The organism is Pseudogemmobacter blasticus, from assembly GCF_003071405.1.
Classification (GTDB): domain Bacteria; phylum Pseudomonadota; class Alphaproteobacteria; order Rhodobacterales; family Rhodobacteraceae; genus Pseudogemmobacter; species Pseudogemmobacter blasticus.
In genome coordinates, this window is record NZ_CP020470.1 from 310,149 (window position 1) to 326,301 (window position 16,153).

Here is a 16,153-nt window from a genome sequence, read left to right on the forward strand (position 1 = left end):
AGCTGCGCCATGACCGATGCGCCACTGTCTGAGGCCGCCGAGAAGATCCGCTGCGATGCCTGCCCGGTGATGTGCTACATCGCCCCCGGGCAGACCGGCGCCTGCGACCGCTATGCCAATCACGCAGGCCGGATCGTGCGCAGCGATCCGGTGGTGATGCTGAGCCACGCGCTGGACGCGGGCAGCCGCATCGTGCCCTTTGCTGCGCGCGACTGGGATGGCAGCCCCGTGCCCGCCGATGCTTTCGTGACCGGCATCGGATCAGGGACCACCTACCCGGATTACAAGCCCGCGCCTTTCATCGTCTCTTCCATCATCGACGGGGCCGATATGGTGACCGTGGTCACCGAGGCGATCTTTTCCTATTGCGGGGTTAAGGTGAAGATCGACACCGACCGTTTCCTTGGCCCCGAAGGCGCGACCGTGCGGGTGGGCGGCGAGGCGGTTGGCCATGTCACAACCGCCGAATACGGCAGCCAGATGCTGTCGCTGGGCGGTGTGCACCATCTGACGGGTGGCACCAAGGCGGAAGGCCGGGTCACCTGTGATGCGCTGTTGCGGCTGTGCAATGGCGAGGCGGTCGAGATGCGGATTGACCACGGTTCCATCGTGGTGGTGCAGGCAGGCCAGCCGCCGGTGGTGGACGGCACGCCCGAACGGCGGATGCGGGTTGGCTGCGGTTCGGCCACCATCGGAATGTTCGCGGCGCAATGGAAGGGGCTGGTCGATGAGGTGGTGGTGGTCGATGACCACATCACCGGCGTGGTCAGTGAACATCAGGCCGGCAAAGTGCTGGGCTGGGCGCCGACCGGCATCCGCATCAAGGGCCAGAGGTCAACGCCGGGGCGCTATTTCAGGGTCTCGGAACCGGGCCTTGGCTGGGGGGGCACCCGGCTGACCGATCCGCTGGAGATTCTGGGTGAGTGGAACCCGAAAAAAGGGGCGCGTCCGGGGCTGACGTTGCTGATGGTCTCGACCACCGGCGAGGAGTTTGCCTATTACGAACTGGACGCCGACCTGAGTCCGCAGCCGCGCGACCTGCCCGAAGGCCTGCGCCGGACGGTGGATCTGATCGACGAGAATTGCGAACCGTCGCTTTGCACCGTGCTGTTCATGGGGGGCGCGGGGGGCAGTCTGCGCGCCGGGGTGACGAAGAACCCGGTGCGGCTGACCCGATCGGTGCAGGGCGGCATCACCCGGTTGACCAGCGGCGGCGCCGAAACCTATGTCTGGCCGGGCGGCGGCATCACCTTCATGGTCGATGTGACGCGCCTGCCCAAGGGCGCCTTCGGCTATGTGCCGACGCCGGCGCTGGTGGCCCCGCTGGAATTCACCCTGCCTCGGGCCGATTACATTGCCATGGGCGGGCATGAGGGCAGCATCCGCAGCCTCTCTGAAACCATGGCCGAAGGCGGCGAATATCCGACCGAGGCCCATCTGCAACCCTGGCCCCGGCAATGAGCGGGGCGATTGCCGCGCGCCTGCCCGACGGGCGGCTGCATTTGCAGCACGGGCCGATCGACATTGTGGCGGCCGCCTTCGGGCCGGCGGCGGCGGTGCAGGCCGCCCATGCCCGCGCTGCCGCACGCTTCGCAACCGTGCTTGAGGAACTGGTGTCAGAGCTTGCCGCGCTGCGGTCGCCCGAAGCCGCCGTGTCGGGCCGCATTGCCCGGTGCATGGCGGCGGCTGTGGCGCCGTTCCGCCCGGCCTTCATCACCCCGATGGCCGCGGTTGCGGGCGCGGTGGCGGATGAGATCGTCGCGGCGCTGGCCGGCCCCGGGATCTTGCGGGCCTATGCCAACAATGGCGGCGACATCGCGCTTTGGCTGGCCCCCGATCAGGCGCTGACATGCGCGCTGGCGGTGACCGGGGGGATGGATCGGGTGACGGTGCGCGCGGCAGACCCTGTGCGCGGCATCGCCACCTCGGGCTGGCGCGGGCGCAGCCTGTCGCTGGGCATTGCCGAGGCGGTCACGGTGGTGGCGCGCAGCGCGGCGGCGGCGGATGCGGCGGCGACGATGATTGCCAATGCGGTTGATCTGCCGGGGCATCCAGGCATTAGCCGGCGCCCGGCCTGCATGGTGCAGACCGACAGCGATCTTGGAGCGCGGGCCGTGACCATCGCGGTGCCGGCCCTGTCGCCGGATGACCGGGGCCGGGCGCTGGATGCCGGCCTTCGCGCGGCGCAGGACTTTGCCGCGCGCGGGCTGATTGAAGGGGCGGCCCTTTTCCTTCAGGGTGAGTGCAGGATGACCGGCGCGCTGGCGCTGCCGGAAAGGGAGGCGACAGGTGTCTGAATTCAAGCTGCGCAAGATCGTGGTGCAGGTGGAGGAAATCTTCCACGAAGGCGGGCCCGTGGCCGACCCGGCCCCGGTCAAGGGGGCGGTCTATGCCATCTGTTCCAACCCTTTCGCCGGCCGTTTCGAGCCCGACCTTCAGCCGGCGATGGAATGGCTGAAGCCGCTGGCGCTGCGCCTGACCGACCGGCTGGTCGCAGCGCTTGGCGGGCGCGAGGGCATTGATGCCTATGGCAAGGGCGCCATCGTGGGCGAAGCCGGCGAACATGAGCACGGCGCGATCTGGCATGTCTCGGGCGGCTACGGGATGCGCGACCGGCTGGGCGAATGTCGCGCCATCGTGCCAAGCGCCATGAAGGTGGGCGGGCTTGGCAGCACGCTGGACATTCCGCTGGGCCATCTGAACGCGGCTTATGTCCGGTCACGCTTCGACGTGATCACCATCGCCTGCGAGGATGGGCCGCGCGCGAACGAGGTGCTGTTCGCGCTTGCCATGGCGCGCGGCGGCCGGGTCCATTCCCGCATGGGCGGGCTGGAGGTGGATCAGGTCAAGGGAGAGGACGGGTTGCGATGATCCAGAGGGGCCTGCTGACCCCGACACTGATCCTTGCGCTTGTTCCCGGCGTGGCCTTTGCCTGCGCCCTGCCGCCTTCGGTCATTCTGACGCTGCCGACCGGGCATTACATCACCGCCGCCGCGCTGACCGTGGCGCTGACCGCGCTTCTGGCGGCGGTGGCGCCGCGCCTGCCGGCGTTTCGGCCGCATCTGATGTGGGACCGTCCGGTTTTGGTGCCGGAAACCCTGTCTTCCTATCTGGGGTTCCTGGGCTTTCTGGCCTTGCTGTTCATCGGCTGGACCGGCAGCCGCGACCCGATGCACAACCTGATGACGCTGGTGTTCTGGACCGGCGTCTGGATCGTGGTGCCGCTGGGATCGATGGGTTTCGGCAATCTCTGGCGGCCGATCAACCCCTGGACCGGGCCGGTGCGGATTGCGCGGCTTCTGCTGGGGCGGACCGGCAGTATCGGACTGGCCCGGCTGGGGTATGTTCCGGCAGTGCTGGGCTATGCGGGGTTTGCCTGGTTCCAGATGATCTCGCTTTACCCGGACGATCCGGCGGTGCTGGCGACGGTGGCCGCCTGCTATTACGGCGTGATCTTCCTTCTTGCCGTGGCCGAAGGCGAGGACTGGTTGCAGAAGGGCGAGTTCCTGACCGTTCTGTTCGGCTTCATCGCCCGCATCGCGCCGCTGTGGCTGGAGGTTGACGGAAACCGCGCCCGGCTGATGGCTGGCCCGCCCGGCGCACAGGTGCTGCGCATGGCGCCGCTGGCGCCTTCGGCGGTGGTGTTCCTGTGCCTTGTCCTTGCGGCGCTGACCTTCGACGGGCTGAACGAAACCTTCTGGTGGCAGGCCCTGATCGGGGAAAACCCGCTGGAACCGACGGGGCGGTCGGCGGTGGTCTGGGTCAATACGCTGGGGCTGCTGGCGGTCTGGGCCATCACGCTGCTGGCCGTGCCGGGCATGGTCTGGCTGGGCCGCGTCCTTGGCGGGTCGGGTTTTGCGCTGGGGCCGCTGATGCTGTCCTTTCTGGCCATCGCGGCGGGCTATCATGCCGCGCATTATCTGGTGATGCTGCTGACCGCCGGGCAATACACGCTGGCCGCGCTGAATGACCCGTTCTTCACCGGCGACAGCTTCCTTGGTCTGCCGCCGTTCTATGTGTCCTTCGGCTTCCTGACCGATCCGCGCATCATGCCGCTGATCTATGGCGCGCAGTTCATGGCCATCCTGGGCGCGCATCTTCTGGCCGTCCTGCTGTCGTGCAAGCTGGCGGGGCCGGGCACGCGGGCGCTGGCGCATCTGCCGATGACCGGATTGATGGTCGGATATACAGTTCTTGGCCTGTGGCTGCTGTCCACGGCAAGGGTCGGGTGATTTTTGTGGACAGGACGTTTGCGCACCTACAATCTTGACCGCGAGGCCACCCGGAAAGAGGGGCCCGCCCAACACGAGGAGAGACGAGATGACGAATTTCCTGATGCCGTCGCGGCGGGCGCTGCTGAAAGGTGCGGGGGCGGGGCTTCTGGCTTCGGCACTGCCGGCCGTGGTGGGCGCGCAGGCCGCGCCGATCAAGATCGGGTTCCAGTTGCACCGCACAGGCATCGGCGCCAGCTATGGCCGCTGGTATGAACGCACCGCGACCGCCGCGCTGAAGCTGATCAATGATGCGGGCGGCATCGCCGGGCGTCCGGTCGAGATCGTGTTCGAAGATGACGCGACCGATCCCAAGCGCGGCGCCGAGGTGGTGGACAAGCTGACCCAGCAGGCGGGCTGCGATCTGGTCATGGGCACGCTGTTTTCCCATGTCGTCATGGGGTCTGCCCCGCGCGCGGGCGAGCTGAAGGTGCCCTATCTGGTCTGTTCCGAAGGCTACCACGTTGCCAGCGGCGCGCTGAACCGCTGGACGCTGCAACCCGGTATCACTGATGTGCGGGCGCAGATTTCCACCATGGCGCCCTGGGTGGCGGCGAACCTGGGCAAGAAGGTGACCATGGTGTTCCCCGACTATGCCTTCGGCCACGATCACCGCGATTTCTTTACCAAGGCCATGGCCGAACAGGGCGGCGAAGTGATCGCACAGATCGCCATTCCGCCGACCGAAACCAGCTTTACCCGCTATTTCCCGCAGATCCCGGCCGAGACCGAGGTGCTGTATCACGTCATGGTCGGGCCGGCCGTTCTGACCTTCGTCAAGGAGCTGGGCGAATTCTACGGCACCGGCGCGAAACCGGCTCTGTTCGGCTTCGTCGACAGCCTTGAGGCGGTGGATACCGCCACTCCGGGGCTGGAGTTCCTTGAGGGCAGCCATTTCTGGGAAGGCCATCCGCGGGTGAAACCGGCCGATGCCGGCGAACACGAGGCCGCCTATCGCGCCGCCGTGGGGGTGGACGACAACGGCGCCAGCGTGAGCGACGCCAAGGATGTCTCAACCTACGCCCATATGTTCAGCACCTGGGAGACGCTTTACTTCATCAAGAACGCGATGGAGGCCGCGGGCTATACCGGCCCGGCCGACCGGCAGAAACTGGTTGAGGCGATGGAGGCGATCACCGATCTGCCCTATGGGCTGGAACATCCGCAGGGCGCCAAGCGGTTCAACGGCAAGACGCACCAGGTTTTCGGCAGCCAGTACATCAGCCAGATTCAGTCAGGCAAACTGATCAAGGTGCACGCGACCACCATCGACGAGGGGCTTTACCCCGATGCGGTGGATTACACCGCGATGTCGTTCTGATCCCGCCAGGCGGGGCGGTGGGGGTGATGGCCCCTTCCGCCTTTGCCCACGCCTATTCTCCGCTCAACGGTTTGTCCTGATCCATGGCCTTCGGACCTTTCCTGCTGCTCGCCCTGATGGAAGGGCTGGTGACCGCCGCCGTACTTGCGCTGGCGGCTTCCGGCCTGTCGCTGGTGTTCGGCGTCATGCGGGTGGTGAACGTCGCCCATGGCGAGTTCTTCATGCTGGGCGCGGTGATCGCCTGGTTCGTGACCGGGATGGTGCCGGGGCCGGCCTGGCTGGCCTTTGCCGTGGCCGTGGCGGTGGCACCCCTGGCCGTGGCGGTGCTGGCGGCACTGGCCGATGCGCTGGTGCTGAAACGGCTGAACTACGACCCTGAGGCGACCATCGTCGCCACCATCGGCCTGCTATACATGCTGCAACAGGCGGCGCTGACCTTCTATGGCCCCGATGCCCGGCCCGTGGCGGCGCCGTTCGATCTGCGGCTGCAGACGCCGTGGTTCGGCTATTCCGGCTACAAGCTGTTCGTCGTACTGGCCGCCGGCGTGGTGCTGGCCGGCATCTGGGCGCTGATGACCCGGACGAAGGCCGGTCTGGTGATGCGCGCCACGCAGGTTGACCGCGACGTGGCCCGTGCCTTCGGCATCAACGTGGATCGCGTCTATATGGGCACCTTCGCGCTTGGCGCCGGGCTGGCGGCGCTGGCGGGCGTGCTGATCGTGCCGATCACCCAGGCGCATTACCTGATGGGGGGCGACCCGCTGCTTCTGTCCTTCATCGTGGTCATCATCGGCGGCCTTGGCAGCCTGCGCGGCACGCTGGTGGCGGCGCTGGTGATCGGGCTGTCGGATGGTGTGATCAGCATGTTCTTTTCACCGACTCTGGCCAAGATCCTGGCCACGCTGCTGGTGGCGATGGTGCTGGTCTTTCGCCCGCAGGGCCTGTTCGGGACGCGCAGCGCATGAAGGTCTGGGCGTCCCATCTGGCTGTTGTTGCGCTGCTGCTGGCGCTTGGCTTCCTGCTGCCGCCCTATCATGCCACCAACATGGCGCGGATCATGGTGCTGGCGGTGTTCGCCATGGGCTACAATCTGGCCTTCGGCTACACCGGCCTGCTGTCGCTGGGCCATGCGCTGTTCTTCGCTGCCGGCATGTATGCCGCCGGGCTGCCGATCTGGCACTGGGGCCTTGGGGCCGCGCCGGGGCTGATCCTTGGCCTGCTGGGCGGCGGTGTCGTCGCCGGGGTCACGGGGCTGCTGGCGCTGCGCACTGCCGGTGTCAGCTTCATGATCGTGACGCTGATGTTCGCGCAGGCGGGGTATCTGACGCTGCTTTACTTCAACGGTGTGACCGGCGGGGACGAAGGCTTTGCGCTGCCCGCCTCGGGGCGGATGCTGTTCGGCGCCGATCTTTCCACCGACCTGCCGCGCTATCTGACGGCCTGGGCGCTGTTCTCGGCCACCTTCCTTGCCACGCTGGCGCTGGTGCGGTCGCGCTTTGGCCGCGTGATGGTGGCGCTGCGCGAGAATGAGGAACGCGCGCGGATGCTGGGCATCAACCCGTTCACCGCCAAGCTGGCGGTTCTGGCGCTGTCCGGGGCGGCCTCGGGTCTGGCGGGGGCGGCCTATGGCGTGTTGTTCGGCTATGCCGGGGCCAGCTTTGCCACCATCCAGTATTCCATCCTGCCAATGCTTTACGTTCTGCTGGGTGGCGCGGGCACCGTGGCCGGGCCGCTGCTGGGGGCCGTCCTGATGTTCGCCCTGATCGAGGTGGCAAACGACCTGACCTCGGCCTGGCTGTTCATTGTGGGTGCGGTGCTGGTGATTGTTGTCCTGTTCGCGCCCAAGGGGATTCTTGGCGCGCTGCGCGACCGTTTCTTCCGGGGGCTGCCATGAGCCTTCTGGAAGCCCGCGGCCTGACCCGGCATTTCGGCGGCCTGCGCGCCGTGGACGGGGTGGATTTCGACCTTGCGGCGGGAGAGATTCACGCCCTGATCGGCCCCAATGGCGCTGGCAAGACCACCTTCGTCTCGCTCCTGTCCGGACGGGTGCCGGCGCAGGCGGGCAGTATCCGGCTGGTTGGCGAGGACATCACCCGCCTGCCGGCCCATGCCCGGGTGCGCAAGGGCATTGCCTATACCTTCCAGATCACCTCGGTCTTTCCGGGGCTGTCGGTCTTTGACAACGTGGCGCTGGCGGTGCAGGGCGGGCGCGGATCGGCGCGCGACCTGCGCGGCGCGGTGGCGGTGGCGCTGGCCCGCGTCGGGCTGGAGTCCATGGCGGCCGAGACCGCCGGAACCCTGTCATACGGCCACCAGAGGTTGCTTGAACTGGCCATGGGGCTGGCGCTGCAACCGCGCGTGCTGATCCTGGATGAACCGACACAGGGGCTGGCCGCGGGCGAGATCGGCAATTTCAAGGATCTGGTCCGCAGCCTGGTGCCCGAGGTGGCCGTCCTGCTGATCGAGCACAACATGGAGGTGGTGATGGACCTGGCCCACCGGATCACCGTGCTGAACTTCGGTCAGGTGCTGGCCCGCGGCACGCCCGCCGAGGTGCGCGCCAGCCCCGCCGTGCAGGAGGCCTATCTTGGCGCTTGAGGTGAAGGGGCTGACTGCGGGCTATGGCCCGGTGACCGTGTTGCGCGGTGTCGATTTCGAGGCGCGGGCCGGGCAGGTGACCTGTCTCATGGGCCGCAATGGCGCTGGAAAGACCACGCTTCTGAAGGCGATCATGGGGCTGGTCGAGCTGGCCGAGGGCAGCGTCCGGCTTGGCGGCGTTGATCTGCAAGGGCTGCCGGCACATCGGATTCCGTGCCATGGGCTGGCCTGGGTGCCGCAGGGCCGCCGCCTGTTCGGCCCGCTGACCGTGGCCGAAAACCTTGAGGTCGGGGGCCTGACCCGTGGCAACCGGGCCGAGGTGCGCGAGCATGTTCTGACGCTGTTTCCCCGGTTGCGCGAACGTCTGGCCCAGCCCGCCACCACGCTGTCAGGCGGCGAACAGCAGATGCTGGCCATTGGCCGGGCGCTGTGTCTTGAACCGAAGGTGCTGCTGCTGGACGAACCGACCGAAGGGTTGCAGCCCAGCATGATCGCGCTGATCCGCGATGCCGTGCTGCGTCTGCGCGCCGAAGGGGTGGCGGTGGTGCTGGTCGAACAGCGGGTCGAGGCGGTGCTGAAGATGGCCGACCGCCTGGCCTTCATGGCGCATGGCCGGGTGGAAGAGATGGTCGAGGCGCGCCGTCTGGAACCGGGCGCGCGGCAGTTTCTTGACTATGTGGGGGTCTGAATGACAGCCGGTGCGCGCAAGCCCGGAGTTTTCGAAAACTCCGGCACGGACGCCTTGAAGGGTCCGGCCCGATTTCCCGGGGGTAATCGTCGCCGGTCTGATCGCCGCGCGCACCAATCAGGAGAGACCCGATGACCGGCCTTGTCGCCGGCGTCGATGTCGGCGGAACCTTTACCGATCTGGTGATTTTCGATCCGGCCTCGGGTGGGGTGAAACTGGCCAAGGTGCCCACCAGCCTGCCCAATCAGGCCCCCGGTGTGCTGGCTGCGTTTGACGCGGCCGGGGCGCGGCTGGCCGATCTTGACCTGATCGTCCACGGCACAACCACCACCACCAATGCGGTGCTTGAACGGCAACTGGCGAAAACCGGGCTGATCACCACAGCCGGCTTCCGCGATGTGCTGGAACTGGGGCGCCGCACCCGGCCGAACGCCTATGGCATGTCGGGCGGCTTCGTTCCCATCATTCCGCGCAACCTGCGGCTGGAGGTGCCCGAACGGATGGATGCCCGTGGCCGCGTGGTCACGACGCTGGATGAGGATGCGCTGCAAGCCGCCGTCGTGCAGTTGCGCGATCAGGGCTGCGAGGCGCTGGTGATCCATTTCCTTCATGCCTATGCCAACCCCGCGCATGAACTGCGGGCTGGCGAGCTTGCCGCAAGCCTTTGGCCGAATGGCTATATCACCCTGGGCCACGCCCTGCTGTCCGAGGCGCGGGAATATGAGCGCGGGGTGACCGCCGCGGTGAACGCCAGCGTTCAGCCCATTCTTGAGCGGTACATCGCGCGTCTGGCGGGGGAGTTGAAGGCGCGCGGCTATGCCCGCGACCTGCTGGTGATGAACGGCAACGGCGGCATGGTTAGCGCGGCCCATGTCGCGCGCGAGGCGGTGAAGACCGTGATGTCGGGCCCGGCCTCGGGCGTGATGGCGGCGGTCGCCACCGGGCGGCGGGCCGGTGTGGCGAACCTGCTGACATATGACATGGGCGGCACCAGCACGGATGTTGCCATGATCCGCAACGGGGTGGCCCCGGTCTCGAACGAGATCGAGGTGGAATATGCCATGCCGATCCATGTGCCGATGGTGGATGTGCGGACGGTGGGCGCCGGGGGCGGGTCGATCGCGCGGGTCGATGAAAGCGGCATGTTGCGGGTGGGGCCGGAAAGCGCGGGGTCCACGCCCGGACCCATCTGCTATGGCCGGGGTGGCACGCGCGTCACCATCTCGGACGCGAACCTGATCCTTGGCCGCTTGCCCGCCACCCGCTTCGGCCAGGCGGCCGAGGCCGCGCGGCAGGCCATGGCCGACCAGATCGGGCGGCCCCTGGGCCTGTCAATCGAAGCGGCGGCAGAGGCGGTGGTGCGCATCGCCAATACCCATATGGCGGGCGCCGTGCGGATGGTGTCGATTTCGCTGGGCGCCGATCCGCGCGATTTCGCGCTGTTCGCCTTCGGCGGTGCGGGGCCGCTGCACGCGGTGGCGCTGGCCCGCGAACTGGCGGTTCCCAAGGTGCTGGTGCCGGCCCGGCCCGGCATCACCAATGCGCTTGGCTGCGTGGTGGCCGACCTGCGGCACGATTTCGTTCGCACGCTGAACCGGCCGCTGGATGCGCTGGAGATGGACGAGGTTCACGCCGTTCTGGCCGCGCAAGAGGCCGAGGGGCGGCGGTTGATCGGTGAAGAACGGATCGAGGTCCGCGACATCCGTGCCGAGTATTCGGCCGACATGCAGTTCGTTGGCCAGACCCATCTGCTGCGGGTGGCCTTGCCCACCGCCCGCCCCACGCGGCAAGACCTGCAACGCCTGTTCGAGGCGGCCTATCATGCCCGGTTCAAGGTGGATCTGCCGGAAATCCGCGCCAGCGTGATGAACCTGAACGTCAGTGTGACGGGACGGCGGGCCGAGTTGGACCTGTCACGGCTGATCGACCCGGCCGGGCGCAAGCCAAAGGCCGAACCGGCGGGCAGCCGCCCTGTCTGGTTCGCCGGCGGGTGGGTGGAAACCCCGGTCTACTGGCGCGATCACCTGCCACTGGACCTGTCGCTGACAGGACCGGCGATCATCGAGCAGATGGATACGACGCTGGTGGTTGACCCGGGCTGTCATGTCACCTCGGATGCCGATGGCAACCTGATCGTGGAGGTGGGCGCATGATCGACCCCGTAACACTGGCCGTGATTCAGGCGGGCTTGCAGCAGGTCTGCGACGAGATGGATCTGACCTTTTCGCGCGCCGCGTTTTCGCCGGTGATTGCCGAGGCCGACGACCGTTCGGACGGGATCTATTCGGCGGAAGACGGCAGTCTGATCGCGCAAGGATCGAAGGGTCTGCCGGTCTTTGTCGGGGTGATGCAGTTTTCAACGCGCACGCTGGTGAAGCGCATCCGCGACGGTATCACCGCCGCGCCCGAGCCCGGCGACATCTATATCGTCAACGATCCCTATCTGGGCGGCACGCATCTGATGGATGTGCGTTTCGCCATGCCGGTCTGGCGGCAGGGGCGCATCTGGTGCTGGCTTTCGAACACCGGGCACTGGCCCGATACCGGCGGCATGGTGCCGGGCGGGTTTTCGGCCAGCGCCATCAGCGCCGAACAGGAAGGGCTGCGGCTGCCGCCGGTCAAGCTGTTCAAGAAGGGACAACTGGACGCGGAAATCTGGGCCATCATCCAGTCGAACATCCGCGTGGCTGACCAGCGCATCGGTGATGTGAAGGCGCAGGCCAGCGCGCTGATGGTGGGGGCCGAACGGCTGGGCCAGTTGCTGGACCGCTATGGCGACGACACCGTGACCGAGGCCGTGGCGCGGATGCGCGATCTGGCAGCACGGCAGATGCGGGCGATGATCGGGCTGATCCCCGTTGGCAGCTACCAGGCCACGGCGTTTATCGACAGCGATGGCGTGGTGAACGAACCGCTGACCATCGCGTTGACCGTCACCCGGCGGGGGGACGGGCTGACGTTCGATTTCGCGGGGTCGTCGCCGCTCTGCATGGGCCCGATGAATTCGGTCCGGGCGACCACGCTGTCGTCGGTCTATCTGGCGATGCGCCATATCTTCCCCGATGTGCCGATCAGCGCCGGGGCCTTTGAACCGCTGAACGTGACCGGCATCGAGGGCACCTTTCTGGATGCGCAATATCCGCGCCCGGTGTCGGGCTGCGCGGCCGAGGTCAGCCAGCGCATTGCCGAGGCGGTGTTCGCGGCGCTGGTGCAGGCGATCCCGGACCGGGTGACGGCGGCGCCCGCCGGCACCAGCGGCAACTTCGGCCTTGGTGGCAACGACCCGGAAACCGGATCGGGATATGTGATGTATCAGATCTCGGGCGGTGGCTATGGCGGTTTTGCCGGCGGTGACGGGATTGCGAACGGCTGTTCGACAATCGGCATTTCCAAGGCGCCGCCGGTCGAGATCATGGAACAGAAATACCCGGTGCTTTACCGCCGCTACGCGCTGCACGAAGGCAGCGGCGGGGTGGGGCAGTTCCGGGGCGGCATGGGGCTGGATTACGAGATCGAGCTTCTGCGCGGCACAGCACGCGCCTCCTTCGTGATGGACCATGGCCGCACCGGGCCGCAGGGGGCACTTGGCGGGCAGGATGGTGCGGTGAACCGGGTGGAAATCCATCAGGGCGGCAGGGTGGTCATTCCAGAACACCTGTCCAAGGCGCAGGACATCGTGCTGCAGCCCGGCGACCGTGTGCGGGTGCGCACGCCCGGCGGCGGTGGCTATGGTGATCCGGCGGCGCGTGATGCGGCCCGGGTTGCCGAAGATGTTGCCTTGGGCCGCTACACGGCGGATGAGGCCGCGCGCCTTTGGCCGCGATGACGTAACCACCAAGGTTTCAGCCCCAAGCCCGATTTCTTGCAAGAAATCGGGCCGGAGCTTTCAAAGGCTCCGCACCGGAGTTTTGAAAACTCCGGGCGAAGTCTGGGCTGTTGGCCGCGTCTATTCCGCGACATGCAGGGTGGTGCCGGAGCGGGGGGCGCCGCCAAGACGATCCTCGACCGCCGCCAGCCGGTTGCCCAGCCGGTCCATCTCTTCACGGTTGCGGGCGATGCGGTCGGCCAGAACGTCGGGGGCAGGCGAGTCCGGTTCTTCTTCCTTGCTGCCGACAAGGCGGCGGAACACCAGACCCAGCACCCGGCTGATGTCGTCCATCACCAGATAGAACGCCGGCACGATGACAAGGCTGAGCACCGTTGAGACGATGATGCCGCCGATCACCGCCGTGGCCATCGGTGCGCGGAAGGCGCCGCCTTCACCCACGCCAAGAGCCGAGGGCAGCATCCCCGCCGACATGGCGATCGAGGTCATCACCACGGGCTGTGCCCGCTTGTGCCCGGCCTCGACCACGGCCTGATAGCGGTCAAACCCGCGGCGGCGCATTTCGATGGCGAAGTCGATGATCAGGATGGCGTTCTTCGACACGATCCCCATCAGCATCAGCAGGCCGATCAGCACCGGCATCGACAGCGCCGACCCGGTGGACAGCAGCGCGATGGCCACCCCGCCGATGGCCAGCGGCAGTGAGAACAGGATGGTGAAGGGCTGGATGACCGACCCGAACAGCAGGATCAGCACGGTCAGCATCAGCATCATGCCCAGGACCATGGCCTTGACGAAACTGGAGTTCAGTTCCTGCTGGATTTCGGCATCGCCGGATTCCTTGAGCCGTGCGGTCGGGGGCAGTCTGGTTGCATCGGCGATTTCCTTGAATCGGGCCGAGGCTTCCCCCAGGGCCACACCCACGGGAAGGTTCGCGCCCAGGGTGGCGCGGCGTTCCTTGTTCAGCCGTTCAATGGTGCTGGGCCCTTCGGCGATGCGGATGTCGGCCACCGCCGACAGCGGCACCTGCGCCCCGGTCGCGGTGGTGACCTTGAGGCTGGAAATCCGCGTCAGATCCTCGCGCGAGGAATCCGCCAGCCGCACCCGCACCGGGATCAGCCGGTTGTCGATGGAGATCTTCGGTAGCGCCGCATCCACGTCGCCAATGGTGGCCACCCGCACCACGGCGGCAATGTCCGAGGTGGTGACACCCAGCCGCGCGGCTTCGTCCTTGCGGGGCGTGATCTGGATTTCCGGGCGGGGCAGGGCGCCTTCACTGGCGACATTGGCCAGTTTCGGATCGCCGCGCAGCGCCTCTTCCAGCGCCTTGACCGCGCCGTTCAGGTCGGCCTCGTTGGCGGCCAGTACGGAATAGGAAATGTCGCGTTCGCCGCGGTCATTCAGCTTGACCACGCGCACATCGGGCACGGCGGCCAGACGGCGGAAGATTTCGGCCTCGATCACGTTCTGCGGCACACTGCGGCCCTTGTTTTCGACCTCGGGCACCAGGGCCCCCAGCACGGGGATCTTTCGGCCCAGTTGCGACAGTTTCAGCAGAAGGGAATGGTCGATCTTGACCAGGGTCACCGTGATCGAGGCGCGGCGGATGTCACGGTCGCCTTTGGGCGAGGCGCCGCCAAGGACAAAGATGTTCTCGATCCCCTCCATATCCCTGATGCTGTCCACCATGGCCTGGGTGGTGCGGTCGGTCTCGTCCAGGGTCGATCCGGGTGGCAGTTCGACCGAGATCGAGACGCGGCTCACGTCTTCCGGCGGCATGAAGCTGCCGGGCACCCGCATCATCGCCATGACCGAGATCACCACCACGACCAGCGCGCCCAGCAGCGTCAGGTAATAGCGGCCGAAGGAAACCTTGCGCGAAATCCGCCAGGTTCCGGTCGCGGCCCGCACGGCGCGCAGATAGCCGCGCATGAAGGGCCCGTCACGGTGGGCATGTTCGGTGCCGGCATCCTTGGCCCGCATCAGATATGCTGCCATCATCGGCGTGATCAGCCGCGCCACTAACAGCGAGAACATCACCGAAATGGCGACCGTCAGGCCGAACTGCCGGAAATACTGACCCGGAATCCCGGCCATGAAGCTGACCGGCACGAAAACCGCGATGATGGTTGATGTGGTGGCGATCACCGCCAGCCCGATTTCATCCGCCGCATCTATGGCCGCGCGATAGGGCGTTTTTCCCATGCGGATGTGCCGGGTGATGTTCTCGATTTCCACGATGGCATCATCGACCAGAATCCCCGTGGCCAGCGTCAGCGCCAGGAAGGAAACCAGGTTCAGCGAGAACCCGATCAGGTCCATCACCCAGAAGGTGGGAATGGCCGACAGCGGCAGCGCAATGGCGGAAATCAGCGTGGCCCGCCAGTTGCGCAGGAAGGCCAGCACCACCAGAACCGCCAGAAGCGACCCTTCGACCAGCGTGTTCAGCGCGCTTTCATAATTGCCGTAGGTGTAGAAGACCGTCTCGTCCACCAGCTTGAAGCCCACGCCGGGGCTTTGCGCCTTCAGCTCGTCAATGGTCTTGTTGACCGTTTCAGCAACCGACACTTCCGAGGCGCCTTTGGCCCGATAGACTGCGAAGACCACCACCTGTTCGCCGTTCACCTTGGCGAAGGACCGCAGTTCTTCATAGGTGTCGACGATCCGGCCCAGGTCCGACAGTTTGACATGGCGGCCCGAGGGCGTGGCGATGGTGGTGGCCGACAGCCGGTCCACATCCTGCGCATCGCCCAGCAGGCGGATCGCCTGTTCGCCTTCGCCCAGTTCGGCCCGGCCCGCGCCAAGGTTGGTGTTGGTGGCGCGCAACTGCCCCGACACGGCCTGCGCCGTCAGACCGAAACTGCCCAGCTTCACCGGGTCAAGCAGCACCTGCACCTCGCGGTCGGCCCCGCCATAGCGGCTGATGCGGCCGATGCCCTGTTTCGATTGCAGGGCGCGGGTGACGGTGTCATCGACATACCAGCTCAGCTCTTCAAAGGTCATCGCGGGTGCGGTGACGGCGAAGGTCATGATCGCCTGACCTTCCACGTCGATCTTGGTGACGATCGGCGTATCGGCATCGGCGGGCAGATCGCCAAGGATCTGGTCGATGGCGTCCTTGGTGTCCTGAACCGCCTCATCCGTCGACTTTTCCATGCGGAATTCGATCAGCGTGGTCGAAACCCCGTCCGAGATGTTCGAAACCACGTTCTTGACCCCGGTGATGCCGGAGACCGCATCTTCGACCTCTTTCGTCACCTGGGTTTCCAGTTCGGCCGGGGCGGCACCAGACTGGGTGATGGTGACCGAGACAAGCGGGAAGTCGATGTTCGGGAAACGGGTGATCGGCAGCGCCTGAAACGATTGCAGGCCCAGGATCAGGAGCATGAAGAAGGCCAGCAGCGGCGCGACCGGATTTCGGATCGCCCAGGCGGAGAAGTTCATCGCGG

General features: G+C 66.7%; 12 protein-coding genes. 11 read left to right on the top strand and 1 reads right to left on the bottom strand.

Features of this window, described 5'->3' with window-relative positions; all coding sequences use genetic code 11:
- Positions 1-9 precede the first annotated feature (9 nt).
- The 11 genes from B6K69_RS01550 to B6K69_RS01600 all read left to right on the top strand — a co-directional run bounded on the left by B6K69_RS01550 (position 10) and on the right by B6K69_RS01600 (position 12,704).
- Entirely contained in the window at positions 10-1,461 is a 1,452-nt protein-coding gene (locus tag B6K69_RS01550) for a 6-hydroxynicotinate reductase (protein WP_108642532.1), read from the top strand.
- Positions 1,458-2,297, top strand: a complete 840-nt coding sequence (locus B6K69_RS01555; RefSeq protein ID WP_108642533.1) for a UPF0280 family protein — start codon at positions 1,458-1,460, stop codon at positions 2,295-2,297. The genes B6K69_RS01550 and B6K69_RS01555 overlap by 4 nt, the downstream gene beginning before the upstream one ends.
- Entirely contained in the window at positions 2,290-2,871 is a 582-nt protein-coding gene (locus tag B6K69_RS01560) for an amino acid synthesis family protein (protein WP_108642534.1), read from the top strand. Before B6K69_RS01555 ends, B6K69_RS01560 begins: the two co-directional genes overlap by 8 nt.
- Positions 2,868-4,232, top strand: coding sequence for a hypothetical protein (locus tag B6K69_RS01565; protein ID WP_108642535.1), 1,365 nt, complete (start codon positions 2,868-2,870; stop codon positions 4,230-4,232). Before B6K69_RS01560 ends, B6K69_RS01565 begins: the two co-directional genes overlap by 4 nt.
- A gap of 88 nt (positions 4,233-4,320) precedes the next feature.
- A complete protein-coding gene (locus B6K69_RS01570; RefSeq protein ID WP_108642536.1) occupies positions 4,321-5,592 on the top strand; it encodes an ABC transporter substrate-binding protein in 1,272 nt (423 codons plus the stop codon).
- An 83-nt stretch (positions 5,593-5,675) separates the two neighbouring features.
- Complete coding sequence (locus B6K69_RS01575; protein WP_108642537.1) at positions 5,676-6,557, top strand: branched-chain amino acid ABC transporter permease; 882 nt, start codon at positions 5,676-5,678, stop codon at positions 6,555-6,557.
- Complete coding sequence (locus B6K69_RS01580) at positions 6,554-7,486, top strand: branched-chain amino acid ABC transporter permease (RefSeq protein WP_108642538.1); 933 nt, start codon at positions 6,554-6,556, stop codon at positions 7,484-7,486. Before B6K69_RS01575 ends, B6K69_RS01580 begins: the two co-directional genes overlap by 4 nt.
- The gene (locus tag B6K69_RS01585; RefSeq protein WP_108642539.1) at positions 7,483-8,190 is read left to right on the top strand and encodes an ABC transporter ATP-binding protein; all 708 of its coding nucleotides are present in this window, start codon (positions 7,483-7,485) and stop codon (positions 8,188-8,190) included. The genes B6K69_RS01580 and B6K69_RS01585 overlap by 4 nt, the downstream gene beginning before the upstream one ends.
- The gene (locus B6K69_RS01590) at positions 8,177-8,878 is read left to right on the top strand and encodes an ABC transporter ATP-binding protein (RefSeq protein ID WP_164681991.1); all 702 of its coding nucleotides are present in this window, start codon (positions 8,177-8,179) and stop codon (positions 8,876-8,878) included. The genes B6K69_RS01585 and B6K69_RS01590 overlap by 14 nt, the downstream gene beginning before the upstream one ends.
- A 131-nt stretch (positions 8,879-9,009) precedes the next feature.
- Positions 9,010-11,031, top strand: coding sequence for a hydantoinase/oxoprolinase family protein (locus B6K69_RS01595; protein ID WP_108642541.1), 2,022 nt, complete (start codon positions 9,010-9,012; stop codon positions 11,029-11,031).
- Complete coding sequence (locus B6K69_RS01600; protein ID WP_108642542.1) at positions 11,028-12,704, top strand: hydantoinase B/oxoprolinase family protein; 1,677 nt, start codon at positions 11,028-11,030, stop codon at positions 12,702-12,704. The genes B6K69_RS01595 and B6K69_RS01600 overlap by 4 nt, the downstream gene beginning before the upstream one ends.
- A gap of 120 nt (positions 12,705-12,824) precedes the next feature.
- Here the strand turns inward: B6K69_RS01600 and B6K69_RS01605 are convergent, their stop codons facing one another.
- Positions 12,825-16,148, bottom strand: a complete 3,324-nt coding sequence (locus tag B6K69_RS01605; RefSeq protein WP_108642543.1) for an efflux RND transporter permease subunit — start codon at positions 16,146-16,148, stop codon at positions 12,825-12,827.
- Between the last annotated feature and the right edge of the window lie 5 nt (positions 16,149-16,153).

Coding starts and splice junctions, on each gene's coding strand:
- B6K69_RS01595 (WP_108642541.1), top strand. CDS start 9,010: ATGACCGGCCTTGTCGCCGGCGTCGATGTCGGCGGAACCTTTACCGAT.
- B6K69_RS01565 (WP_108642535.1), top strand. CDS start 2,868: ATGATCCAGAGGGGCCTGCTGACCCCGACACTGATCCTTGCGCTTGTT.
- B6K69_RS01555 (WP_108642533.1), top strand. CDS start 1,458: ATGAGCGGGGCGATTGCCGCGCGCCTGCCCGACGGGCGGCTGCATTTG.
- B6K69_RS01605 (WP_108642543.1), bottom strand. CDS start 16,148: ATGAACTTCTCCGCCTGGGCGATCCGAAATCCGGTCGCGCCGCTGCTG.
- B6K69_RS01570 (WP_108642536.1), top strand. CDS start 4,321: ATGACGAATTTCCTGATGCCGTCGCGGCGGGCGCTGCTGAAAGGTGCG.
- B6K69_RS01550 (WP_108642532.1), top strand. CDS start 10: ATGACCGATGCGCCACTGTCTGAGGCCGCCGAGAAGATCCGCTGCGAT.
- B6K69_RS01575 (WP_108642537.1), top strand. CDS start 5,676: ATGGCCTTCGGACCTTTCCTGCTGCTCGCCCTGATGGAAGGGCTGGTG.
- B6K69_RS01585 (WP_108642539.1), top strand. CDS start 7,483: ATGAGCCTTCTGGAAGCCCGCGGCCTGACCCGGCATTTCGGCGGCCTG.
- B6K69_RS01600 (WP_108642542.1), top strand. CDS start 11,028: ATGATCGACCCCGTAACACTGGCCGTGATTCAGGCGGGCTTGCAGCAG.
- B6K69_RS01580 (WP_108642538.1), top strand. CDS start 6,554: ATGAAGGTCTGGGCGTCCCATCTGGCTGTTGTTGCGCTGCTGCTGGCG.